This window comes from Acinetobacter dispersus (genome assembly GCF_009884975.1).
In the GTDB taxonomy this organism is placed as follows: Bacteria; Pseudomonadota; Gammaproteobacteria; order Pseudomonadales; family Moraxellaceae; genus Acinetobacter; species Acinetobacter dispersus.
The window spans coordinates 3,870,460-3,894,479 of sequence record NZ_CP041970.1; the positions used below are offsets into that span (position 1 = coordinate 3,870,460).

19 protein-coding genes are annotated in these 24,020 nt (G+C 40.5%); 13 read left to right on the top strand and 6 right to left on the bottom strand.

Going from position 1 to position 24,020, the window contains the following annotated elements:
* Positions 1-107: 107 nt before the first annotated feature.
* Positions 108-2,300 (top strand): TonB-dependent siderophore receptor, encoded by a 2,193-nt coding sequence (locus FPL17_RS18015; protein ID WP_159886607.1) that lies wholly within the window; start codon positions 108-110, stop codon positions 2,298-2,300.
* Positions 2,301-2,508: 208 nt separating this feature from the next.
* Here the strand turns inward: FPL17_RS18015 and FPL17_RS18020 are convergent, their stop codons facing one another.
* Positions 2,509-3,090 (bottom strand): YcxB family protein, encoded by a 582-nt coding sequence (locus FPL17_RS18020; protein ID WP_151715087.1) that lies wholly within the window; start codon positions 3,088-3,090, stop codon positions 2,509-2,511.
* Positions 3,091-3,195: 105 nt separating this feature from the next.
* Positions 3,196-5,370, bottom strand: a complete 2,175-nt coding sequence (yccS, locus tag FPL17_RS18025) for a YccS family putative transporter (protein ID WP_159886609.1) — start codon at positions 5,368-5,370, stop codon at positions 3,196-3,198.
* Between the two features lie 107 nt (positions 5,371-5,477).
* On the opposite strand from yccS, the gene FPL17_RS18030 reads away from it, so the two are divergent.
* A complete protein-coding gene (locus tag FPL17_RS18030; protein ID WP_005192829.1) occupies positions 5,478-6,692 on the top strand; it encodes a multidrug effflux MFS transporter in 1,215 nt (404 codons plus the stop codon).
* 22 nt (positions 6,693-6,714) lie between these two features.
* Here FPL17_RS18030 and FPL17_RS18035 read toward each other — a convergent pair whose 3' ends face one another.
* Positions 6,715-7,419, bottom strand: coding sequence for a nitroreductase (locus tag FPL17_RS18035; protein ID WP_159886611.1), 705 nt, complete (start codon positions 7,417-7,419; stop codon positions 6,715-6,717).
* Between the two features lie 424 nt (positions 7,420-7,843).
* Between FPL17_RS18035 and FPL17_RS18040 the strand changes: the two genes are divergently transcribed.
* From FPL17_RS18040 to FPL17_RS18065, 6 genes are all read left to right on the top strand, one after another.
* Positions 7,844-9,193, top strand: a complete 1,350-nt coding sequence (locus FPL17_RS18040; protein ID WP_159886613.1) for a DcaP family trimeric outer membrane transporter — start codon at positions 7,844-7,846, stop codon at positions 9,191-9,193.
* 190 nt (positions 9,194-9,383) lie between these two features.
* Complete coding sequence (gene gltS / locus FPL17_RS18045; protein ID WP_005192821.1) at positions 9,384-10,619, top strand: sodium/glutamate symporter; 1,236 nt, start codon at positions 9,384-9,386, stop codon at positions 10,617-10,619.
* Positions 10,620-10,713: 94 nt separating this feature from the next.
* A complete protein-coding gene (locus FPL17_RS18050; RefSeq protein ID WP_005192817.1) occupies positions 10,714-12,195 on the top strand; it encodes an alanine/glycine:cation symporter family protein in 1,482 nt (493 codons plus the stop codon).
* A gap of 154 nt (positions 12,196-12,349) precedes the next feature.
* The gene (locus FPL17_RS18055; RefSeq protein ID WP_159886615.1) at positions 12,350-13,330 is read left to right on the top strand and encodes a patatin-like phospholipase family protein; all 981 of its coding nucleotides are present in this window, start codon (positions 12,350-12,352) and stop codon (positions 13,328-13,330) included.
* A gap of 226 nt (positions 13,331-13,556) precedes the next feature.
* Positions 13,557-14,750, top strand: a complete 1,194-nt coding sequence (sbmA, locus tag FPL17_RS18060) for a peptide antibiotic transporter SbmA (protein ID WP_159886617.1) — start codon at positions 13,557-13,559, stop codon at positions 14,748-14,750.
* Positions 14,751-14,963: 213 nt separating this feature from the next.
* Positions 14,964-17,015: a M13 family metallopeptidase gene (locus tag FPL17_RS18065; RefSeq protein ID WP_159886620.1), complete on the top strand. Its 2,052-nt coding sequence runs from the start codon at positions 14,964-14,966 to the stop codon at positions 17,013-17,015.
* Positions 17,016-17,072: 57 nt separating this feature from the next.
* Here FPL17_RS18065 and FPL17_RS18070 read toward each other — a convergent pair whose 3' ends face one another.
* Together FPL17_RS18070 and FPL17_RS18075 are read right to left on the bottom strand one after the other, a co-directional pair.
* Positions 17,073-17,588 (bottom strand): chromate transporter, encoded by a 516-nt coding sequence (locus FPL17_RS18070; protein WP_159886622.1) that lies wholly within the window; start codon positions 17,586-17,588, stop codon positions 17,073-17,075.
* Positions 17,585-18,157 carry a chromate transporter gene (locus tag FPL17_RS18075; protein WP_159886928.1) on the bottom strand — a complete coding sequence of 191 codons (573 nt, stop codon included), beginning with the start codon at positions 18,155-18,157 and terminating at the stop codon, positions 17,585-17,587. Before FPL17_RS18075 ends, FPL17_RS18070 begins: the two co-directional genes overlap by 4 nt.
* A gap of 100 nt (positions 18,158-18,257) precedes the next feature.
* On the opposite strand from FPL17_RS18075, the gene FPL17_RS18080 reads away from it, so the two are divergent.
* On the top strand, positions 18,258-19,157 hold the full coding sequence (locus FPL17_RS18080) for a LysR family transcriptional regulator (RefSeq protein WP_159886624.1): 900 nt from the start codon (positions 18,258-18,260) through the stop codon (positions 19,155-19,157).
* Between the two features lie 13 nt (positions 19,158-19,170).
* Here the strand turns inward: FPL17_RS18080 and FPL17_RS18085 are convergent, their stop codons facing one another.
* Complete coding sequence (locus FPL17_RS18085; protein ID WP_159886626.1) at positions 19,171-19,920, bottom strand: DUF4850 domain-containing protein; 750 nt, start codon at positions 19,918-19,920, stop codon at positions 19,171-19,173.
* Positions 19,921-20,053: 133 nt separating this feature from the next.
* Between FPL17_RS18085 and FPL17_RS18090 the strand changes: the two genes are divergently transcribed.
* From FPL17_RS18090 to FPL17_RS18105, 4 genes are all read left to right on the top strand, one after another.
* Positions 20,054-21,118, top strand: coding sequence for a DUF1176 domain-containing protein (locus FPL17_RS18090; RefSeq protein WP_159886628.1), 1,065 nt, complete (start codon positions 20,054-20,056; stop codon positions 21,116-21,118).
* Between the two features lie 34 nt (positions 21,119-21,152).
* On the top strand, positions 21,153-21,923 hold the full coding sequence (locus FPL17_RS18095; RefSeq protein ID WP_159886630.1) for a hypothetical protein: 771 nt from the start codon (positions 21,153-21,155) through the stop codon (positions 21,921-21,923).
* 153 nt (positions 21,924-22,076) lie between these two features.
* Positions 22,077-22,598, top strand: coding sequence for a hypothetical protein (locus FPL17_RS18100; RefSeq protein ID WP_159886632.1), 522 nt, complete (start codon positions 22,077-22,079; stop codon positions 22,596-22,598).
* A 333-nt stretch (positions 22,599-22,931) separates the two neighbouring features.
* On the top strand, positions 22,932-24,011 hold the full coding sequence (locus tag FPL17_RS18105) for an SIR2 family protein (protein WP_159886634.1): 1,080 nt from the start codon (positions 22,932-22,934) through the stop codon (positions 24,009-24,011).
* Positions 24,012-24,020: the final 9 nt, after the last annotated feature.

Genomic DNA, 24,020 nt, shown 5'->3' on the forward strand with positions numbered 1-24,020 from the left:
TTTCATTTTATCAAGGTTGTCGCTTGTAACAACAGTCTTGTCATTTTGTTGAGATCAAAACATTCATTGCACCAAAGGAAATATTTTTTTATTGATGAGGAGGGAATATGTCCTTTCAACATAGAAAAACAGTACTTGCAACAACAATTCAAATTGCACTATTCAGTATGTTTTTTGGAAGTTCTTCTACGGCTTATGCTGAAAAGGAGGGACAACTTAAGCCTACAATGATAAACGATGCGGTGCCACTTAGTGGTGATACTGATACTTCTTCGCTTCCTGTAATTAAAGTTAGGGCTGATCAACAGGATGAATTAAAAAAACAAATCGAGTCTGGTGCTTTAGGGCGTCGTTCTGTTTTGGATACGCCTTTTTCTATGGCAGTAGTAGAGAGTGAAGATATTCGTAAACGTGGTGCAAAGTCTATCGCACAAATTTTTGTCAATGATGCATCTGTATATTCTGGTTCAGGTTCGATGACAACCGATTGGTGGGGAGCACAAATTCGTGGGTTAAGTGTCCGTAACTTTTATGCCGATGGTCTGCCAATGGATTTATATTGGGGAGGTGATTTTCCAGTTGAAGCTGCCGAAACCGTCACAGCTTTAAAAGGATTAAAAGGTTTTATGTATGGCTTTGGCTCACCAGGCGGGGCAATCAGCTATAGCTTAAAACGCTCGAAAGAGGTTCCTGAAACCGTGGTGGATATGGGTTATCGAAATAGCAGCTTATTTTCAGCATTCATAGACAGTAGTGATCGAAGCAGTATTGGTGATATTGGCTATCGCGTCGTCATGGGCGGAGAAAAAGGCGAAGCCTACAATGCGGCAGATACAAATCGTTTTGTGGGTTCTTTGGCACTAAATAAAAAATTTAATGATCGGCTGAGCTGGGATGCGAATTTTACTTACGAAAAAAACAAGCTCAAACACGAACCCTTTCAATTTTATTCAGGTGCTTATAATGTTGCGGGGAGTGGTGGGAAATTGCCACAACCGACCTATGACTACAAAAATCTGAATGTTGATAATGCTTACTATGATACTTCAACCTTTATCGCTTCAACTGGCTTTAACTGGAAGTTTAATGAAAATTGGGACAGTAAATATCAATTTGGATATACGACAAAGGAACATGAATCAAGGAAGACCTTTGCAAATTTACAAAACCGGAATGGGGATTATTCTGGAAGATTATATGATTTTGCGGGCGTGTTAGAAAGCTACGTTAATCAGCTGATGTTCAATGGTAAATTTAGCACTGGCGTGATTGAGCATGAAGTGGTGATGGGGGGAGGGTATCAGCGGAGCCTAGATCGTTATAGCAATGAAATGTATTATGGAAATGATTTTAATGGAAATATTTATCAAGAACAAAAATTTATCATTGCACGTACTCCTGATTTTAGTCTTGCGCCTAAAAACCGTGATGAAAGCCAAAGCTATGGATTCCTAAGCGATACTATCCATTTAAATGACCATTGGCAGACGATTCTTGGCTTACGCTATACTTATTTTGATCGTGAAGATGTCGATCGGGATCCAACTAAAAATTCAGGTTATAGCACTAAAACCACGACCCCAACAGTTGCAGTCTTATATAAGCCAAACACTGATGCAACCTTATACGCTAGTTATGTTGAAGGTCTGGAACCCGGTTCTCGTGTAAGTGAAATGTACGCCAATGCTGGAGAAATTTTAAAAGCAACGGTGAGCAAGCAATATGAAATAGGGTTTAAATATGATATTGCACTGTTTAGCTTGAGTTCTGCCTTATTTAAAATTGAACGAGCTGCAGTGATTGATCGATTTCAAGATGAACAACGCTACTTAAAACAAGATGGTTTAACCACTTATCAAGGTATAGAGTTAAATGGCAGTTATCGTCCTAGCGATCAATGGAAATTGGGCGTTAGTGTGATTGGCTTAGATGCAAGTATTGATCGGGTTTCAGAAGCTAATCAAGCGATTCTGGGCAATCGGCCCGCAAATGCAGCCAAGTGGCAGGCTGTCTTCAATACTGAATATCAGTTAAAAGCCATTGAAGGATTAAGCTTGCATGGTAATGTCCGTTACAACGGGGCTTCTTATACATCTACAAGTAATGATCTCAAACTTCCAGCTTATAGTATCCTTAATACGGGGTTATCTTATAAATTTAAATTGGCTGGGCATGATGCTACGGTCAATGCCAATATTAATAATCTACTGAATAAAAAATATTGGGCTGGCGGAGATTGGGGAGCAGTTAATATAGGCGAAGCTCGTAATGGATCACTGGGTTTAAATATCAACTGGTAAATATGTTTGGATCTGGGGCTAATATTTACTTAAAGAAAAGATGAGACTAAAAACAGGCTCATCTTTTTCATTTAGATTCCTATAAACTTGATAAGAAGTGCGACAACGACTCCACCAATAATTGCAATGATTAGAGACGCTAAATATTGTTGATACCATTAAAAAAAACCTCCCATGTAGGGAGGTTTTTTAAGTCAGAGACTAAAACTTAAATTGATTTAGGTGCGCCAACAGTTTCGTTTAAGTGTTTACGTACGGTATTGAACGAGAAATTTTTCGAGTCCATACGCTTTGGCAAAATATAGGCGCCTTGTTGTTCTTCGCCTTTTGTTTTTACCTTAAAGTTCACCAAAATAAAGTCAGGCGAACTATACCATTCGTAAATGTCTTTCCAGCCAATCGTTGCAGTGCCTTCCTGAAGCCCCATTTTTTGGCGCATCACGATACCATGAGGTTGTACACCTAAACGGAGTCCTTTGATTTCTTGAACAGGGAATTCGGTCATCTTGCGTTTGACATACCATTCCAAACCAAATCGTTTGATCAGGTAGAAAAGTGCCACACCGATAATCACTACCCAACAAATCACAGTTGAGTAAGTGGAGTAATATTTAATAAGTCCTGCAGCAACTAAAGAAAGCACAACCAGTGCAATCATAATCATCCATGCTTTGCGGCTGAATTTGTTAGTACTACGCCAAATCATAAGTTGAGCTTGACGTTGTTCAGCTTCAGAAACTTCGTAAGGAACAGGTTGTAGCGTATAAGCGTATAGCGTTTTGGCGGTCATAATATAGAAAACGAGTATATAACTGGGTTAAGTTTAACACCTATTGGCATGCAAAGATATTATGCCAAAGGCGAATCTGGCGGGCTGCTGCAATCTCAGCAGCCTTTAAAGTGAAGCAAATTCGGTACCATCTTCATTAGGCTCATGACTGAGGCTTTGTTTTAACATACTTAAACGTGTTAACACACTGAGCATCAGAGAAAGTTGCTGCAAAATAATCAGCGATTCTGGATTATTATCTTCATTGCGGCTGAGACGATCACGGATGGTTTGCATCAGATTTTGTGCTGATAAATCAGGAACTTCATCTCTGAGTAGTGCACCCTGAATGTCATCCAAAGCTTGATCGAGTAAACCCAATACTTCCTGATCTTGGATTTGCTCACGGTGTGCGCCTAATGCAGCGATATAGCTTAAAAAAGTATGGCTCAGGCATAAAAATTCAAAAGCTAAACTTTTTTGATTCACATCAATATTTGGTTCAGTTGCAATGGTTGAAATCAGGGAAGCTACTTCAGCATCGGTATTGTGTGCGGCACGTCGAACGACGCGATAATTCAAGGCATTATTACGACCTTGATGATACTGCTCTACCACTTCGGCAAGATATTTACATTGTGCCTGAAGAGAACGTTGAATCGAACGCGGCAGTCTACGGAATTTCCAGTCTGGCCAAATAAAGCTAACACCAAACCATGCCAAGGCACAGCCAATCACGGTGTCAATAAGACGTGGTAAACCCGCAGCGAATGCAGAGCCGTCCAGATTAAAGTTGATTAACGCAAGGATGGTAATAAAAGCAGTGGCTTGCGCATATTGCTTACTGCGCAGCTCCAGAAACAGTACACCACTCAGAATCAACATCACCAATTGACCTTCGATTGAAGGAATAAAATAGATGATGGCAAGTCCAACGATAATACCAACTAATGTTCCGACGATACGTAAATACAAACGTCGTTTGGTGGCATTGAAGTTGGGTTGACATACAAATAACGCAGTGAGCAGAATCCAGTAACCATAGGCGATATTAGTAAGCTGAATAAACAGATAGCCAATAAACAATACAATCGATAAACGTACCGCATGACGGAACAATACCGACTCAGGTGTGAGATGCTGTTTCACCCGCACCATGATGTCATTCCAGCCTTTTAGATCATCATCTTTTAACTGACTTTCAGTATGTTGTGCATTGATCTTCTGCAGATTTCGTTCAGTTTCTAGGTTTTGTAATTGTGCATCAATCGATTTGAGGTTTTGATAAAGTGCAAATAAGGCATTAATTCTGACTTGGTCATAGTGTCCATCTTTGCGCAGTTTTTCTAATGATAAACGCAAGTTTTCAAAACTATGCTTAAAGCGCTTGTTATGCACATAACGGGTACGACTTAAAATAGATTGAGCCAAATCCTGGCAGGCTTTGCCTTGGATCGATAAGATCCTTTGAAAGCGAAATAAAATATCACTATGTTGAAAGACTTTTGCCAGTTTTTGATAGTCGATATGAGCTGAATCGGCACGCTCATGAATATCTTGAGCGACAAAATAGTATTGCAGACTGCGTCGAGTTCCTTTTTGTCCACGGTCACCTTTGAGACGTGTCAATAGCGACATGCGCATATCGTTAAAGATCGCCACCAACTTGCCATTTTCCATGGCGATATCAATCATACTTTGTTGATAGCTAGAGGGGGTCATATCCACATCAAATAAGTTTGATTTAGCGAATAAGAAACTTCCTAAGGCTGTATAGGACGCAGACAATTGATCTTGAACTTTACGTACAGGGAACAATAGAAAGCTGATAGTAGAAAGTAAACCATACCAAGCCGCACCAACAACAAGCAGAGCAGGCTGTAGATACCATTGTTCAAATAAATGTACGCCCAACATTGAATAGACCGAAATGACCAGACAGCCATAGGCAATGGTGGCATAGCGACGGCCTAAAGAACCCAATAAGATCCAGCCGATACAAGAGGCGATTAATCCAATTGCAAAGGCAATCGGATAGGGGAATAACAGTTGAACCGAAGCCGCTGTAATGAAGAACCCGATATAGGTATAAATCAGGTTCATGATGCGCACAGAAAAGCGGTCATCAATATCACTAATGGCTGCGGCAACGACACCGAGTGTTAAGGGAATCGTTGCCAATTGATAATCTAAAAGATAGGGAACAAAAGCAGTCCCCGTAAAGGCGATTAACATACGCACGTTATACATAAACGTGGTGTTATAGGTTGCTTGTCTTAAACGTCCGAACCAAGGATTCAAAGTTTGTCCTTTTTGTATTCTGCAATCAATTTTCTGATTCTTATTATGCACAAATATGTTGAGGATGCTAAGCTTAGAATGGTGATTAACATGAAAAGTAGAGCATTATGCAGGCAGAGCAAACCAATCAGCGTCAATATTCAACAGCATGGATTTTGTTGCTTGCTTTGTTAACCGCATTGGGCCCGTTGTCGATCGATATGTATTTACCCGCTTTGCCGCAAATGGCAGATGAGTTCGGGGTCAGTACACAAATGGTTGCCAATACCTTACCCGCTTATTTTTTGGGACTGGCGATTGGACAGTTGATTTATGGGCCTGTCAGTGACCGTATTGGACGTAAAAAGCCATTATATTTTGGCTTGGGGCTTTATGCGATTGCCAGTTTGGCCTGTGTGTTTGCGACCAATGAGTGGGCTTTGATTGCAGCTCGTATCTTTCAAGCTTTAGGTGGCTGTGTCGGTGTGGTCATGGCGCGAGCAACCATTCGTGATCGTCTGGATATGCACGGTTCTGCACAAGCCTTTTCCAGCATGATGATTGTGATGGGGCTGGCACCGATTCTGGCACCAATCTTTGGTGCATGGATTCTTAATTTCTTTCCATGGCAAGCGATTTTTATCACTTTATCGATGATTGGGGTGATGTGTTGGCTCTGTGTACATTTCTTCTTTAAAGAGTCACTGCCTGTTGAACGCCGTTTAAAATTATCGGCTTATCAAGTCACCACACTCTATGCTGCTATTCTCAAAGATGAGAGCTTTAGAGTACCAATGTTTGCGGGATGCTTAACTGGCGCAGCTTTATTCTGCTATATTAGCTCTGCTTCCGAAGTGTTTATGGGGCAATATGGATTGTCTCAGCAGCATTTCTCTTATGCATTTGCGTTGAATGCAGCAGGGATTATGTTGATGTCCTCGCTGAATAAACATCTGAATACTCGAATGGGAATTTTCCAACGCCTGCGTTTGGGTGGTTTAATCCAGTGTTTTGGGGCATTGATTGTACTGAGTGCAGGTCTTATGGCGGATGCACCGTTGTTACTATTGATGTCAGGCTTATTCTTGGTGGTGTCTGGAATTGGTTTAACTGGCCCGAATGCGATGGCTTTGGCGATGTCTCAGCAAGGGGCGCGTGCTGGTACGGCGAGTGCGATTATGGGCAGTATGCAATTTGCCTGCGGTTTATTGGCAGGAATTATTTTGAATTTCTTGGTGTGGAAAGCATCCTTGAATATGGGCATCATGATGCTGTTGTTTACCAGTGCGGGATTGTTTGCCATTTTAAAAGTCGGCAAACAGCAAAGCAGTCTCTCAGCGTAGAGAAACTGCTTTATCTACATGCTTAATCGAGAAACACCGTAAAGTTTTCAACTGGCTCGCGTGGTGTAATGAAAGTATTCACAATATGGTCTGGGTCGGCATAACCCAAAGCTATGGCACAGACCAGTTCTTCGTCCTCTGGCGCACCCAGAATATCGAGTACGATTGGGTGAAAATGATTCCATGCTGCTTGCGGGCAAGTATCTAAGCCACGCGCTTTGGCAGCAACCATGACATTTTGAATCATCATGGAAATATCCATTTTTGAACCGATGCCCATGATTTTATTGACGGTGAAATACAAGGCAACAGGCGCATCGAACAATTGAAAGTTACGCAGTTGTTGCGCTGCCATTTTTTCTTTTTCGCCTTTTTGAATACCGAGTAGACCGTAGAGCCCCCAGCCATTGGCACGACGACGGTCAATAAAAGGGGAAATCCATGTTTCAGGATAATAGGCAAACGTCTCTTGATATTGTGCTGCAAGCTCAGGTTTCTGTAGTAGTTCAATCTGTGCGGCACACACACGATCAATCATCTCCGCACGTTTTTGCCCTGTCACCACATAGACTTTCCAAGGCTGAACATTGGTGCCAGAAGGCGCACGACTTGCTACCGCTAAAATATCTTTAATGGTTTGTGTTTCGACAGGGGTATCTAAAAATGCACGGACTGAATGACGAGACGTAATCGCTTCATCTACATAGCGGACTTGTTCCGTGTTCATAAAAAACTCCTCATCATTTTGATCTTTTAATGTGTGCTGACTATAAATCAATAAATGGCTCTTGCAGATAGTTTTTCACATACAACTTTAGCTATGTATAAAAAATAATCACAAAAAGAATGCTTTAAGATAAGTTGTAGTGTGTTTTATGTATTTTGTTTGGTTTGTGTGAAAAAGAAAACTATTAGTAACATAATGAAATCGAAAAACTATTTTTTTATTCACGCGAAAATGACGAGAACTCCTTAAATAAAAAGTACACACAATATCCGAAATTTATGCATAATACGCCCTTTTTAAAATTGATTAGGCTTTCCTTGCTGGTTGAGTAAGGAGGAATTTTCTATTTACAGATAGCTTGAATTTATCCAGTTCAAGCGCTGTGGGAAATGTTGAAATATACACTACATACAAGGAGCTTCTCATGAGTTTATCTCTCATCCGTAAGCCGTTCGTAATGCAAGGTCTAGCAATCACTGTTGCAGCCTTAATGATGAACAGTACACATGCTGCCAGCGAGCAAGAACAGATTCAGCAACTTCGCGATGAAGTCAAGGAATTAAAAGCGTTATTACAGCAATATGTTCCCCAGGCAAAACAACAAAATGATGCGACTCAGGTCGCTGTAGCGCCTGCCACACCAGTTGTTGCAACCCAAAATCAAAATACCTCAGTTGTGACTGCGGCTCCTTCAAAAAAATCTCCATTAACGTTTAGTACTGCTTCTGGTGCAGAAGTGAAGCTATACGGTTTCTTACGTGGTGATGCGTCTTATCAATCTAAAGGCGGTGACGGTATTTTTAACCGCATCAATAAAGTTGATCTGGAAGGGGCTGAAAAGAACAGTGACCGTTTTTATAGCACTGCGACCGTAACCCGTCTTGGTCTTGATTTTAAAGCACCTGTTGAAGGTGCTGACGTTGGCGGTAAGTTAGAAGTTGACTTCCGTGGCGGCACAAGCAATGACACCATCCGTATCCGTCATGCTTATTTAACAATGAATGACTGGTTATTTGGTCAAACCACCTCAACATTCTTGGCAACTGACTTACAGCCTGAAATGCTTGATTTTAACTCACCTTTGGGGATCGGTACTTACCGTACGCCAATGGTTCGTTATAGTGGCAAGTTTAACCCTGAAACGAGTTATGCCGTTGCTTTAGAAAAAGGCAGCGACGATAACCGTGCGCCAGCTTTAACCTCAAAAGTGAAATATGATTTTGCTGAAGGCAAAGGCACAAGTTCGGCACGTGCATTGATTACTGAAGCACGCAGTCGAGCTGCTTATAATAATGACAAACAACTCAGTGCTAATGATTCAGAGTTAGGCTGGGGTGTTGCGGTTGGTGCAAAATATAAGTTCACCGATGCATTGCAGGCGATGATCGACTATTCACATGTGAAGGGCGATAGTAAATTCTTGTTGTATACCAACAATGCTTATAATGTAAATCCTAATAATTTTGGTTTAAATCTGAATGAGTTCGATGCCCTAACTTTAGGTGCAACTTATCAAATTAACCCTAAATTACGTAGTACTTTGGCTTATGGTGCAATGTTTGCTGATGACAGTAATGACTTTGCTAAGCAGGCTGTTATTGCAAAAGATGCTGCACAGAACAAGACTTTGCAACAAGGTTGGTGGAATATCATGTATTCACCAGTTACACCGATTACGTTTGGTCTTGAGTATATCTATGGCGAGCGTAAAACCTTTGATGGGCAAAAGGGTACAGATAATCGTGTAGGGGCAATGGCTCGCTACAATTTCTAAGCCATCTACCCAGCAGATGAAAATCATCCGTGAAAACTGAATCACTCATAATTAGCAAAAGTTCATATATAGAACTGTATGCTTTTTATAAAGCTGATTGAGTTTTCACTCATTTTGAGAGTTACTATTTTATGAGTTTCGAGATGGCAAAAAACCATCGACCTAACTGATAAAATATACGGAAGAAGATATGGAATTTACTTTTAATGGTTTCTATACCCTAATTTCGGCGGTGATCGTCTTGTTATTAGGACGTTTACTGGTTAATAAAATTGATTTTTTAAAACGCTATAACATTCCTGAGCCTGTAGCAGGCGGTTTGGTTGCAGCGGTACTTTCACTACTTGTACACTCGCTTTGGGGTTACAGTATTGTTTTTAGTAGTGAATTACAAACCAGTTTTATGCTGATCTTTTTCGCTTCGATTGGCTTAAGTGCCAATTTCATGAAGTTGAAAGAGGGGGGAATCGGTTTAGTTCTATTCCTGATCTGTGTCGCTTCATTTATTGTGGTGCAGAATGCTGTGGGTATGAGCCTAGCGACCATATTAGGTATTGATCCTTTAATCGGTTTGATTGCTGGTTCAATTACACTAACTGGTGGTCATGGTACTGCAGGTGCATGGGGTGAAATTCTTGAAACTCAGCATGGGATTCAAGGTGCTTTAGCCTTAGGTATGGCAAGTGCAACTTTTGGTCTGATTATCGGTGGTATTATCGGTGGTCCATTGGCAAAATTGCTGATCAATCGTTATAGTCTTGCTCAAGCACAGACTCCAGCAGAGATTAAAGATCGCGATACGCATTTAGATCAACATCCTGACGAGCTAGCACCATTTGAAAATCCACATCAGGTTCGTTTAATTACAGCCGATAATGCGATTACCACTTTGGGTATGTTTGCTGCATGTTTAGCATTTGCAGAATTCATGACTGGTTTCAGTAAGGGCACTTGGTTCGAGTTACCAACATTTGTTTGGGCACTTGGCGGTGGTGTGATCTTACGTAATATCTTGGAAAGCGTATTAAAAGTAGATATCTTTGACCGTGCAATTGATGTGTTTGGTAATGCATCATTATCACTTTATCTTGCGATGGCATTGCTTTCATTGAAATTATGGCAATTGGCGGATTTAGCTGGTCCACTTGTCGTTATTTTAGGTGCGCAAACCATTACGATGGCATTGTATGCTGCATTCATTACTTTCCGTGTAATGGGTAAAAACTACGATGCAGCCGTATTAGCAGCAGGTCACTGTGGTTTTGGTATGGGGGCAACACCAACTGCGGTTGCAAACATGCAAGCGATTACCAATATGTATGGACCATCTCATAAAGCATTCTTGATTGTTCCGCTTTGTGGTGCGTTCTTCGTTGATTTAATTAACGCAACAGTAATTCAATTAATTTTGAAATTCTTTGCCTAAGTCGGATCAAAAGCCCCAAGTGGGGCTTTTTTGATTCATCCATTGTTATCGTATATGTACGGATGTACATAAAATATTTAAAAGCGAATAAGTGATGAATGAAAAATTAAATGACACCCTGATGGCTTGGGTAAGTTTTTTCAATGATCCTTTATGGGACTTCCTCGTCGTTTTCCTGCTTGCTGTAGGTATTTTCTATACTGTTGCGACCAAAGCTGTACAGATTAGAATGTTCTTTCACAGTATCAAGGTGATGAGAGGCAGTCGTACTAAAGGTGAAGAAAAAGATTCACATGGTCTTACACCATTTCAGGCTTTTGTAACGGGGTTAGCAAGTCGAGTTGGTGTAGGTAACATTGCTGGTGTTGCGATCGCGATTGCGATTGGTGGACCCGGTGCTGTGTTTTGGATGTGGTTTACAGCATTACTCGGTATGAGTTCAGCTTTTATCGAATCTTCACTCGCACAATTATTTAAAGTGAGAGACAGTAACAGTAAGCAATTCCGCGGTGGTCCAGCTTACTATATTACTCAAGGCTTACGTAGCAAAACCTTTGGTGTGATCTTCGCGCTTGCACTAATCTTTACCTATGGTTTCGTATTTAACTCAGTTCAGATCAATGCGATTGCCAATGCTTCTTCGCACGCTTGGGGTTGGGACAAAGCAAATCTCATCGCTCACTTAGGTGGTGTTGATCTAGAAATTTCATGGGTTGGTCTTGCACTGGTTGTTTTGGTTGCATTGGCAATTTTTGGTGGTATCAAACGTATCGCTAAATTTGCAGAAATGTTTGTACCATTAAAAGCGGGTCTGTATTTAGCGGTTGCTTTGTATATTGCAATCAGCAATTACGAACTTCTTCCAGGTATCTTCAAACTAATCTTCACGGAAGCATTCCAGTTTAATGCGGCAGCGGGTGGTTTCTTTGGTGCCATGATTTCAATGGCGATGATGCAAGGTATCAAGCGTGGTTTGTTCTCAAACGAAGCGGGTATGGGTTCTGCACCGAATGCGGCTGCAGCATCTGATGTAAAACACCCCGTGAACCAAGGTCTTGTACAAATGCTCGGTGTATTTGTAGATACTTTCATTGTATGTACCAGTACGGCGATCATTATCTTGGTGTCAGGTGTTTATCACGATGCAGGCTTTGTTGGGGTTGAATTAACCCAACGTGCATTGGAGACGCAAGTCGGACATTGGGGTGCTGACTTCTTGGCAGTTCTGTTGTTCTTATTCTGTTATTCAGCTGTTCTAGGCAACTATGCTTATGCAGAAAGTAATGTGCAGTTTATTAATAACAATCCGAAAGTCATGTTCATCTTCCGAATCTTTGTATTGGTGATGGTGTATTTCGGTGCGATTGGTAGTGTTCCACTGGTTTGGTCGATGGCTGACTTGTTCATGGGTATCATGGCAACCATTAACTTGATCGCAATCTTGTTGTTAACACCGATGGCACGTACATTGTTGAAAGACTACACCTCTCAACTTAAACGAGGTATTAAAGAGCCTGAGTTTAAGATTGATAACTATCCAGAATTGAAGAAAAAAGTAGATTCTGATATTTGGTAATTTGATCTAAGTTAAGCTGAGATTCTAAAAAGCTCCTTTCGAGGAGCTTTTTTTATGTTGTTTTTATGACAAATACAAAAAATACTACAGTTTTTAGATCAGCTAAACGCTAAAATTTAGCCAAGAAATATCGTAGATATGGCAATTGTTGCGTATGAAACAGCTTAAATTATGGATGCTTGGTCTCTCAATGACGGTTTTGACAGCTTGTCAAACCACATCACAATTAGTACCTGTCATTGAAGATGCACAAGCCCATGCTGTCAACCAACCATTTAGCATAATTAAACAGCAACAAAAACGACCTGTGATCGCATTGGTATTGGGCAGCGGTGGTGCACGCGGCTATGCACATATTGGTGTGATTGAAGTATTAGAGCAACAAGGAATTCGTCCAGACTTTATTGTTGGAACCAGTGCTGGGAGTATTGTTGGATCTATCTATGCCAGTGGTAAAAGTCCTGCCGAATTACGAGATATTGCGTTAAAACTCAAAGCCAATGATGTTCGCGAAGTGAATGTCAGTTTAAAAGGCTTTTTTGATGGAAAAAAGGTTGAAGACTATATCAACGAGCAAGTCCATAACATGCCATTAGAAAAGATGAAAATCCCAATGTATGTGGTGGCGACCGAATTAAAAGATGGTACCAGAACTGTCTTTAACTATGGCAATACAGGACAGGCGGTACGTGCTTCGGCATCAATCCCAAGCATGTTTGTGCCGACCAAAATTCATGATGTTGAGTATGTTGATGGTGGCTTGGTTAGTCCAGTACCTGTTCAAGTCGCGCGCGAGCTGGGTGCAGATGTTGTCATCGCCGTGGATATCTTGGCACAGCCAATCCATACCGAGACCAGCAATGTGTGGGGGTTGTTCAATCAAAACATTAATATCATGCAAGGGCGTTTGGCTGAAGAAGAGCTGAAAGATGCAGATATCGTGATTCAACCTGACCTACGTGAGAAGGCACATATTTTTGATGTGAAAGGTCGTGAGATGACCATGCAGGCAGGTGTAGATGCAGCAAATGAAAAGCTAGCTGAAATTCAATGGGCAATTCAAAGTAAGACTTATCCAACGCAAGCAGAACGACAAGACATTGCCCTAAAAATGAGTACTTCTTCACCTCGCTAAGTAAGCTTTTGAATAATGTCTAATGGATTTAAGTCATTGAGTCCATTTACTAAAATAATATGCAGACAAAAACAAATTGTAAAACCTCTACAAAAAGCTATTAAAAAATTGAAAAAACAGGTAAATAACTACAAATCATAAAACTTTTTTATCAGTTAATCTTAAGTTTTAGGTCATAGGATGACCTATACGATTAATTGCAACACGACAAGGATTGTTAAACACGATGTTTAAGTCATTCTTTCCGAACCCACGCCTGTTTTTTATTTCAGTGCTTGTGTGGTTAGCACTCAATATGCTGCTCTGGTATACAGGCGGTCATAGTTGGGGTGAATATCTAGGTTTTCCAAAGGGCTATGCTGAAGCCGAGTTATCTGTCGGAGTTAATCGATTCTGGGAGCCTTCTTCACTCTGGTTCTATCTATGGTTTATTGTGGCAACAGCATTATTTGCAGGGTTTTGGCGAATATTCTCTGCTAATAAATGGCAGCGTTGGTCGATTTGGGGCTCTGCATTTATCTTGTTTAATATCTGGTTTGGGGTGCAGGTCAGCCTCGCTGTAAATGCTTGGTATGTACCATTTTGGGATATGATCCAAAATATGCTGACCAAGGGTGGAGGCAGTATTACTGACTTATATAAAGAGACCATGGTGTTTTTATATATTGCCATGGTCGGTGTGACTTTAGCCGTCGTGAATGCTTTTTTTACCAGCCATTATGTCTTCCGTTGGCGTACAGCCATGAATGAATACTATACCGAACATTGGCCTAAGCTACGCCATGTCGAAGGTGCGGCGCAACGTGTGCAAGAAGATACCATGCGTTTTGCAACCATTGTGGAAGATTTGGGTGTTGAGTTGGTCAAAGCAATCATGACATTAATTGCATTTTTGCCATTATTGTTTCAGCTTTCAAAACACGTCCCTGAAATTCCGATCATAGGTGAGCTGCAATATTCTTTAGTTTGGGCCGCGGTCGTTTGGGCAATCTTTGGTACAGTATTGCTCATGGTGGTCGGGATAAAACTGCCTGGTTTGCAATTCAACAACCAAAAAGTTGAAGCTGCATTTCGTAAGGAATTGGTTTATGGTGAAGATCATGAAGATCGGGCACAACCTGCAACGTTAAAAGAGTTATTTAGTCGTGTTCGTCACAACTATTTTCGACTATATTTTCACTACACCTATTTTAATTTAACTGCAACGTGGTATGGACAACTGGATGTTATTTACAACCTATTCGTTTTATTCCCTGCGATTGCAGCAGGCAAGTTAACTCTTGGTTTAATTAACCAGATTGGTGGGGTTTTTGGTAAGGTTCGTGAATCTTTCCAATATCTAATTAGCTCATGGAAAACAATTATCGAATTATTGTCGATTCATAAGCGTCTTAAAGCCTTTGAAAAAATACTCGATTAGTCAAAATGATTTAAATTGAGAAAGCCTTAGCCTGATGCTAAGGCTTTTTTTGTTTCATCTAATTTGTTTCTTATGTGACGTTTGCATATGTATTTCTGTGAAAATTACTTTATTTGAGCGTGTGGTTTCACTATAGTCCTTTGATAAAATTAATGATCTTTTTTCATTTCTCTCTCTCGTATCGCTTAAAAACTTAAATAAATAGGATAAATCATGAAACCTGTATTGCTCAAAAGTACATTAGCGCTTGCACTGGCTGCTTTTACTGCAAATGTTTGGGCAGACCAAGCAATTAAATCCTCCCCAACTCAAAAAATCTCAGGCATAGACCAACAATATATCGATTCAAGCGTACCTGCCAACAATGATTTTTATGACTATGTGAATGGAAAATGGTTAAAAGAAACAGAGATTCCTGCAGACAAATCACGTTGGGGCGCATTCAACGAATTACATGAATTATCGACCAATCAGTTACATACCATTGTTGAGGAACTCAACGCAAAAAAATGGGCAACAGGAACGGTTGAGCAAAAAGTTTCAAGTCTGTATGCCAGCTTTATGAATGAAAAAGAGATTGAAGCGAAAGGAATTCAGCCCTTACAGCAGGAGCTGGCACAGGTTGATGCAATGCAAAACAAAAAAGACCTTGCTCAATTAATGGGGCATTTCTCACGTATCGGAGTTAGAACGCCGTTTGATATCAGTATTGATCAAGATATGAAACGCTCTGATGTGATGATTGCAGGTCTGGCACAGCGTCGACTGGGTTTGCCAGATCGAGATTATTATTTAAAAGATGACAAAAAGTTTGTTGAAACGCGTGCCAAATATCTCAAGCATATTGAACGCATGCTACAACTGTCAGGTGATCAGCAAGCGGCACAGCACGCAAAAGACATTCTCAAGCTCGAAACAGACTTGGCAAAGATCCAGTGGAGCAATGTACAAAATCGTGATTTATCTAAGCGCTATAATATTTACTCACTTAAAGATTTAAATAAGTTAAGCCGTAGCTTTGATTGGGACAGCTACCTTAGTACAGTTGGCGTTAAGGATAAAATTCAGACCATCCAAGTACATCAATTAAGCTATTTCAAAGCACTTGATCCAGTGATCAATAAAACCTCTTTAAATGTATGGAAAGCTTATTTTAAATGGAACTTGATCAGTAATTTTTCATCGTTCTTAAACAAGGCTTTTGTAGATGAAAGTTTTGAATTTTACGGCAAAACCTTGCGTGATGTTGCAGAACAAGAAGTTCGATGGAAGCGTGGTGTACAAACCGTGAATGCAGTATTGGGCGATGGTCTAGGCAAAATCTATGTAGAAAAACATTTTTCTGCAGAGAAAAAACAACGCATGGATACATTGGTTCAAAACTTGATACAGGCTTATGATCAAAGCATTAGCCAGTTAGATTGGATGAGCCCTGAAACCAAAGTACAGGCTAAAAAGAAATTGGCCAGCTTATCGATTAAAGTCGGTTATCCAAAGAAATGGCGTGATTATTCAGCACTGGACATTAAAGATGGTGATTTGATTGGTAACGTGATTCGGGCCAGAGAATTTGAACATCAAGATGATTTAGATAAGCTTGGTAAACCTGTGGATCGTGATGAGTGGTTTATGACCCCTCAAACCGTAAATGCCTATTACAATCCATCCTCAAATGAAATTGTATTCCCAGCCGCAATTTTGCAACCACCATTCTTTAATATCGATGCCGATGATGCGGTGAATTATGGTGGGATTGGCAGTGTCATTGGACATGAAATCAGTCATGGTTTTGATGATCAAGGCAGTCAGTTTGATGAATTGGGCAATATGCGTAATTGGTGGACTGCACAAGATCACAATCGTTTTAAAGCCAAAACACAGGCTTTAGTGGCGCAGTACAATGCTTATGAGCCGATCGCTGGTTATCACGTCAATGGTGAACTAACCTTGGGTGAAAATATTGCCGATAACTCTGGTTTGTCGATTGCCTATAAAGCGTATCAACTATCCTTGGCTGGTAAACCTGCACCAATCATTGATGGGCAGACAGGAGAGCAGCGTTTTTATATGGGTTGGGTGCAAGTATGGCGTGCCAAAACTCGTGAAGCGCAAGCGATTGTGTATTTAAAAACAGATCCACACGCACCAGATAAAGTTCGCGCCAATGGTGCTTTAGTCAATCAAGCACCGTTCTATGATGCTTTCAAGATTAAAGAAGGAGATAAAATGTATTTGGCGCCTGAAAAGCGTGTCAGTATTTGGTAGTTCGAGATTCAGTAAAAAAACCTGCATCAAGCAGGTTTTTTTATTGGGGTTTAAAGCTTAAAGGAAAGCAATTCCAAGTCCTGCACCCGCAGCCATGACCCATAGTGGGTGAATCTTTTTAAACATACCGAGGATTGCAGTGACAATCACGATCATGACCAGAAGTAGGTTTTGTGCAGATGCATCTGCAATCAACCATGCACTAACCAGAACCAAACCCACGGTAATTGGTTTCAAGGCTTTTTCAAAACGTGCGCGTAATGGATTGTCTTTAAAACGTTCCCAGAATTTAAGTGCATAAATGGTAATGATTGAAGACGGACCAAACTTCGCGAGAGAAGTGACCAATAGTCCTGCTGGACCTGCAACATGCCAACCGACCAAAGGTACGATCATCATATTGGGGCCTGGGGCAGCCTGTGCCATGGCAAACAGCGAACTAAACTGTTCTGCACTCATCCATTGATGCACGTTCACTACTTGGTGCTGCATTTCAGGGAGAATGGCATTACCACCACCAAAAGCCAGTAGCGAGAGTTGAGTAAACACGACAGCAAGGGTAACTAAGATCATGACTTTTTCACTCCTAAAACTAACATGTTAATGGCGAGTAGAATCGCTAAAGTCAGTGCTAAGGGCAGCTTGATCCAGATCATAAAAACGAAGGTTAATCCAATCGTAAAAATGGTCAGATAACTTTTTAAAATCGGCTTAAGCATCTTAAAGCCTGTTGCAAACAGCAAGCCTGCGGCAGCAGCAGCTAAACCTTGAATCATGTGTTTGACCGCAGGGAGATATTGAAAATACTCATAGACTTGGTAGATGATCAGCACAATTGCAGTCGGGGCGGAGATTAAACCGAGCACTGAACTGATTGCACCTTTGACACCTTGGAATTCCATGCCGATTGCAACTGACATGTTGATGATGTTTCCACCCGGCAATAATTGGCAGACACCGAGTAAGTCGGTAAATTTACCTTCATCGATCCATTTGTGTTCTTCAACGATGATGCGATGTGCCAGTGGTAAAACACCACCAAAACCCATCAATCCCAACTTCATAAATCCCGTGAATAATGCCTTACAATCAGGAGCAGTGGTAAGTGGCTCATTCTGTATTGATAGGGCTTGGGCTTTCATTGGACGACCTTTTTGTTCAACCTTGTGAGCTATAGAATGGATGATTTGTGGTATATTCACAAATGCTATTTTTGCTGTTATCTATACTTTTAGGGTATGTATGATTGATATTCATAAGCTCAATGCATTTGTTGCTGTGGTCGAGGAAAGTAATATTTCTAAAGCGGCTGTCCGTCTGCACATGCAACAACCGCCACTGACTCGCTTGATTAAAAGTCTGGAAGAGGAATTGGATACTGCTTTGCTGAAACGTTTGCCACGAGGCGTGGAAGTGACGGAAGCAGGCAAGGCTTTATATCAAGAAGCTATCACAATTTTGGCACATGCCCAGTCGATTCCGAAACGGGTAAAAAACATTGCTCAAGGTCTGGAGGGTCAGATCAATATTGGTTTTACCAACTCCGCAGGCTTACATCCATTTCTTCCTGCCTTATTGCGTCAATTTAGGGAGAAGTTTCCTGCTGTCGCTATTCATTTGGAAGAGGATAGCAGTACGGCTTTAACTGATGCCGTGATCAATGAAAAACTGGATATCGTTTTTCTACGCAAACCCGCGCCCATTCATGCACAAGTACAAAGTATTCATGTCTTGAATGAACCATTGATTGTCGCATTACCCAGTAATCATCCATTAACAGACAAGGACGGGGCAATCCGCTTAGTCGATTTAGAACCTTATGAGTTCGTGCTATATCGCCGTATTGCAGGGCAGGACCTGTTTGATAATATTCTGGCAAATTGCTATCAGGCAGGATTTAGTCCCAATATCGTACAAGAAGCACCACGTTTAACCTCCAGTCTTAATTTGATTGCTGCTGGGATTGGGCTTTCTATAGTGCCAGCTTCGATTCAAGACTTTTGGAATAAACAGATTATCTATCGACCTTTAGAAGCCAAGAAACCTTGTATTGCACCGATTTACGCGATTTGTCGAGCCAAAGAAAATAATATTCGGGTTGAACATTTCTTAAGTTTGCTCAGGGCTAGCCAAGCCAGTTAAAAAATGGCGGTTGTTAATGGCTAAAGTGATAGAAATTTAAAATTGGTCCAACCAAGTGCTGTTGTGACTGATCCAGCGTGACAATGATTTCTCTAAAATTAAAGGTGTCCTCATCATGGTATTTTGCGACGCCATGGGTTTTATTATTCAAGTTTGGAATTTGATAACTAAAGAAAGCCACTTGTTTAGATGGATGAACTACATTGATTAATTTCTGCGGGTCTTTATAGCCGCCAAACTCATTTTCAACACTTTCTTTTAACAGATTGGGAAAGTAAAGCGTAGCATTGGGCATACCGCAACCGACACAGAAGGATGAATCGTATAATTCTATAGCCTGTTTTTGATTTGGACTCATCAGTAGTGCTGAACCTGTACCATTTGCGCCAGCACTTGCTTCTGCATCACTCCAATTTTTAGGTACCAGCACAAGGCCTATTTCAGGGAGCGCAAATAATTTAAGTTGTTTGGCCTGATTTGCATCCAGTTTAAAATCAAAATGACAGCTTTTTGCGGTACAGCTTTTAAAGTCTTTTAATAGACCATCATCGGCAGGGTTCAGCGCAGTCACTCCATAAAAGGGAACACGGACATCGTTAGCAAAGGATACCTCACCGAGTGCATAGATCTGATTTTCGGCTTGGCGTTGCTGTGCTGTATTTGAGAATTTGGGAAAGATTGGTTTGAAATTATGTACCTCAGCATGCGCCATCGCAGTTGAGCCAGACAGTAAAATAATAGATATGGTATGAGCTATTTTCATTTTTAATTCAGTGTTTTGAGTTTCAGTTCAAATTAACATATTCTTGAATACAAGAACCTACAAAGCGATCAATTTAAAAGATTTAGAATATTTTGACTGAATAATAAATAAATTGCATTGAGAAATACGTCTTATGAACAAGATCTTTGCAGCCTGTTGCTTTATTGTGATGAGTTCTAGTGCTTTTGCCCAAGAGATCAAGGGGATTTCATTCTCGCACCAAGATTGGGAAATTTATTGTAGCAATACAGGCACATGTCGTGCAGCAGGTTATCAGAATGAAGAATATCGCAACGAGCCTGCTTCTCTACTTTTGACGCGTCAGGCGGGTGCTCGGCAGCCTGTTCAAGTGGAATTTGCATTGGCACGTTATGAAGAACCCTCTTTTCCAGCAGCCAAACTTAAAAATATTCATTTCTATGTGAATGGTAAAGATTTGGGTGCGGTCTCGTTTGAAGGAACTGAATTTCCGTTAATGGGGCGATTGTCTGGGCAACAGGTTAATGCCTTATTGCAGCAATCCAAGAAAAAGACCGAAATCATTTTTAAAAATGCGAACTTGCAATGGCAAATCTCGGATTTGGGTATGACCGCAGTCTTATTGAAAATGGATGATTTTCAAAAGCGTGTTGGTACTGTTGGTGCATTAATTAAAAAGGGCAAAGTGGATGAGTCGCATGTCTTGGCTGCACAGCCAAAATTCATGGTAAAACAGATCAAAACCCCGAATAAGCCTTATCTGACTTTGCAGCCAAACAATAAGCGTTATGCTGCGTTGTATCGTAATTTGATGGCAGCACAGCCGACGCCAAAACAGAAAGGCTTTTGTGAAGGAATTTATGATGGTGGTGAAACAAAGCCGCAAGTGATTGAACTGTATAAATTGACCAATAAAAAAGTATTGGCAATGACCTTGTGTTGGCGTGGTGCTTATAATGAAGGATCTGGTGCATGGGTGTTGGATGAATCACTCTCGACAAAACCGAACTTCGTGACTGAACATGCTTCTGAGTTTTATGCGGGTATTATCAGTAGCTCACAGAAAGGGCGTGGTATTGGTGATTGTTGGTCGAGTGATGAATGGGTGTGGGATGGGCAGAAATTTGTGCATACCAAAGATATGTGGACAGGGATGTGTAAGGGACTTGCTGCAGGTGGAGTGTGGGAGCTTGATCAGGTTGAAGCAATCGTCAAATAATGTCGTGAATATAAAAATAGCCTAAGGAAATATCATGCTGAAGAATAAGATTGCGCTGGCTACAATGATTTTGGTGGGGACATCCGCCTATTTTAGTGCATCTGTTTTTGCTGCACCTTTACAGATTCTTGACTTTAAAAAGGGGCAACTGAGTGCAACGGAACAGACGCAACTCTGTGAACAAGTCAAAGAGCTATGTCAGCAGCGAACACAATTGCAGAGTTTGAAAACGCCAGATCAAACCTTATGGTTATTATCTGAGGGAAATATTGCCCAGTTTGCGACATCGACCACAGGTTTTAAATTGTTAAAGCAGTGGCGTATTCAGTTGGCGGCTACGGAAGAAATGGCACGATCTAGCCAATATATTTTCCCTAAACTGTTTCCAATGGATCAAAACCGTTATGCCGTTGCGGTGATTGATACTTTTTCAGAATCATATTCAGGTGGTGGGGCTAGAATTGAACGTGCCAGCTTTTATGAGTTAAAGGATTCAGGTAAGACACATCGCTTTATTGAAAACTATCCTTTTAATTTTAGCCGTATGATTCGGGCCTGTTTTTCAGAACAGGATTATGAAAGTTCTAAAGGCAAGTGCCATGATGAAGATAGTTTGAGTCTGGATATTCGTCCTATCAAGCCGATGCTTTGGCAGTTCCGTTATCGCTATAGTTTGGATGTATCACCTGCATCCGATTCGGGTGAGAAATCATTTAAGGGCAGCCGTAACCTGAATATTGACTTAAATAAAGCACCTGAGCAGCCGAATATTCCAAAAGAATGGGATTATGCTGGTATGGAATAAATGTGCATTCAGGAATATAGGATTGTTTTAGCGGGGCGTTTTACATTTTACTAAAGCTTTAAGGGCGTGGACTTACGCAATTTACAGCGTCATAACAGATGATCTAGACAGAGCATGGTACAAAGGGGAAGATTGCAATTTGGAACTGTGCTTATGTCTCGTGTTTATACTTCTGCCCGCCGTAAATTTTCTCATTTGAGTCGTTCTGTATTTATGGCTGCGGCTGTGTTGGGTACAACTCAAATAGCGATGGCGGGGCCAACAGTCGATCAACTGAGTGATTGTTTAGTGAAAGCCACGACAGCTGCGGATAAGACCACGGTTTTGCAATGGACTTTCAGCGCTTTGGCTGCGCATCCAGATTTAAAGTCTTTTAGTAATGTCACACCTGAGCAGAAAACTCAGTTGGATCAGAAGTTGGCACAGGTGTTACAGCGTGTGATTGTAGAGCAGTGTTCGACACAGACTAAGGCTGTGATTCAAGCCGAAGGGATTAAGGCTGTTGGAGAAGCTTTTCAGCAGTTAGGTCAGAGTGCAGGGCAGGATATTGTCAAAGATCCAGCAGTCAGACAGCAGTTGCAAGGTACCTTGCGTTATATTGATTTAAATAAGTTGGTCACGACTTTTTTAACGCCTGATATCTGGAATAAGTTGGGTGTGTTGAGAGGGGAATAGATTTATATTATTAAGGGTAAAAGGCTTGATACTTTGTACATGGAAGTTAGGAGGTAATCTAAGTAGAGAAATTACTTTGAAAATTGAATGTATTCTCAGCCTTCGAATTTAGTAATAAAAGATACTTTTTGATGTCAAGTATTTAGATGGATTATATTGAGAAAGTTCCTCTAGGAAAAATAGGAATTTGGGGTGATGTATAAAAATGATAGTTGAATGAATATTTGATTAAATAAATTAGTTGTAGATAACTAAGTTTTAGTATTTGATTTTTAATATATAATTGGTAGTAGTGCGTATGATAGCTAGAATTTATTAGCAGGTAAGTTCAATATGGTTAAATCGATTCAGGGTGTTGATGATAAATATAGAGGTACTGTCGGTGGTAATCGGGCTTGGACACTGTGTGTAGGGGCAGGTGTTTCTGCTGGTATTATTCCTGTGTGGTCAAATTTAACTAAAGATTTAGTCAATAAAGTGTTTCAAAAAGATTATTCTCATGAGGATTTTATAACTTTAACAAAACAGCTTGGTTGGGGACTTGATTCACTTTTGCAAGCATGTGCAAATGAAATAGTGTCGAATGGGGAAAGTGTAGAAAAATTTAATGAATATTTAGAGTATTGTTTATATAAAGATGTTTTAGAGAAAATTGATAAAATCGGTTTGAAGTCTGAATTTTGCCAATCGTTGAATAATCCTAGAAAGTTGAGAGGGAATCAAGCTAAGAAGCTATTGAAATTTTTTGATGAGCATTATTCAAATACTTCGCTAGTGAAGCTCTCAAAAGTTTTAGCAAAAAGCTTTCTTAAGGACGTATCACCACAAGCAATCATAAATTTTAATGCAGATACTTTGCTATATGCATATTTGGATCTATGTTTAATTCATCAACATTCTGAAAAAGTTGGTCGTTGGTTGCATCCTAGTGTGGCATTTAGAAAGGTGCTTAGAGGCGCGTCGGGTATTGTAAAGGGTACTGTCCCAATTTATCACTGTCATGGAGCATTGTACCCCGCTACTACACAATCAAAATCTTTTGATTCTAGGGATCAATTAGTTTTTCTTGAAGAGTCGTATTTGAATATTGCTAGTAGTATGGCTACATGGGCCCAATCCTTGTTTTTATATCATGCGCAACATACTAATTTAGTTATAGTTGGGCATTCATTGGCTGATCCAAATATTCGGAAATGGTTAAATTGGTCGTTTGAAAGTAATCGAAAAGAAATACAAACTTTGAGCGATGCAGCGAATGTGGCACCTAGGCACATTTGGATTACGAAGGCTCCAGAAGATGAAGAGGCGAGATATATACAAGAAGTAGGCCTAACTCATTTAGGTGTTAGAGTTTGTTGGATTAATAATTGGAGCGAGGTAGATATTGTGCTAGAAAATTTACTAGCAATTTAAAAAAACCCG

What these genes read in the sequence shown, in the direction of transcription:
- FPL17_RS18015 (WP_159886607.1), top strand. Translation starts at nt 108, where the DNA reads ATGTCCTTTCAACATAGAAAAACAGTACTTGCAACAACAATTCAAATT.
- FPL17_RS18020 (WP_151715087.1), bottom strand. Translation starts at nt 3,090, where the DNA reads ATGACCGCCAAAACGCTATACGCTTATACGCTACAACCTGTTCCTTAC.
- FPL17_RS18030 (WP_005192829.1), top strand. Translation starts at nt 5,478, where the DNA reads ATGCAGGCAGAGCAAACCAATCAGCGTCAATATTCAACAGCATGGATT.
- FPL17_RS18035 (WP_159886611.1), bottom strand. Translation starts at nt 7,419, where the DNA reads ATGAACACGGAACAAGTCCGCTATGTAGATGAAGCGATTACGTCTCGT.
- FPL17_RS18040 (WP_159886613.1), top strand. Translation starts at nt 7,844, where the DNA reads ATGAGTTTATCTCTCATCCGTAAGCCGTTCGTAATGCAAGGTCTAGCA.
- gltS (WP_005192821.1), top strand. Translation starts at nt 9,384, where the DNA reads ATGGAATTTACTTTTAATGGTTTCTATACCCTAATTTCGGCGGTGATC.
- FPL17_RS18050 (WP_005192817.1), top strand. Translation starts at nt 10,714, where the DNA reads ATGAATGAAAAATTAAATGACACCCTGATGGCTTGGGTAAGTTTTTTC.
- FPL17_RS18055 (WP_159886615.1), top strand. Translation starts at nt 12,350, where the DNA reads ATGAAACAGCTTAAATTATGGATGCTTGGTCTCTCAATGACGGTTTTG.
- sbmA (WP_159886617.1), top strand. Translation starts at nt 13,557, where the DNA reads ATGTTTAAGTCATTCTTTCCGAACCCACGCCTGTTTTTTATTTCAGTG.
- FPL17_RS18065 (WP_159886620.1), top strand. Translation starts at nt 14,964, where the DNA reads ATGAAACCTGTATTGCTCAAAAGTACATTAGCGCTTGCACTGGCTGCT.
- FPL17_RS18070 (WP_159886622.1), bottom strand. Translation starts at nt 17,588, where the DNA reads ATGATCTTAGTTACCCTTGCTGTCGTGTTTACTCAACTCTCGCTACTG.
- FPL17_RS18075 (WP_159886928.1), bottom strand. Translation starts at nt 18,157, where the DNA reads ATGAAAGCCCAAGCCCTATCAATACAGAATGAGCCACTTACCACTGCT.
- FPL17_RS18080 (WP_159886624.1), top strand. Translation starts at nt 18,258, where the DNA reads ATGATTGATATTCATAAGCTCAATGCATTTGTTGCTGTGGTCGAGGAA.
- FPL17_RS18085 (WP_159886626.1), bottom strand. Translation starts at nt 19,920, where the DNA reads ATGAAAATAGCTCATACCATATCTATTATTTTACTGTCTGGCTCAACT.
- FPL17_RS18090 (WP_159886628.1), top strand. Translation starts at nt 20,054, where the DNA reads ATGAACAAGATCTTTGCAGCCTGTTGCTTTATTGTGATGAGTTCTAGT.
- FPL17_RS18095 (WP_159886630.1), top strand. Translation starts at nt 21,153, where the DNA reads ATGCTGAAGAATAAGATTGCGCTGGCTACAATGATTTTGGTGGGGACA.
- FPL17_RS18100 (WP_159886632.1), top strand. Translation starts at nt 22,077, where the DNA reads ATGTCTCGTGTTTATACTTCTGCCCGCCGTAAATTTTCTCATTTGAGT.
- FPL17_RS18105 (WP_159886634.1), top strand. Translation starts at nt 22,932, where the DNA reads ATGGTTAAATCGATTCAGGGTGTTGATGATAAATATAGAGGTACTGTC.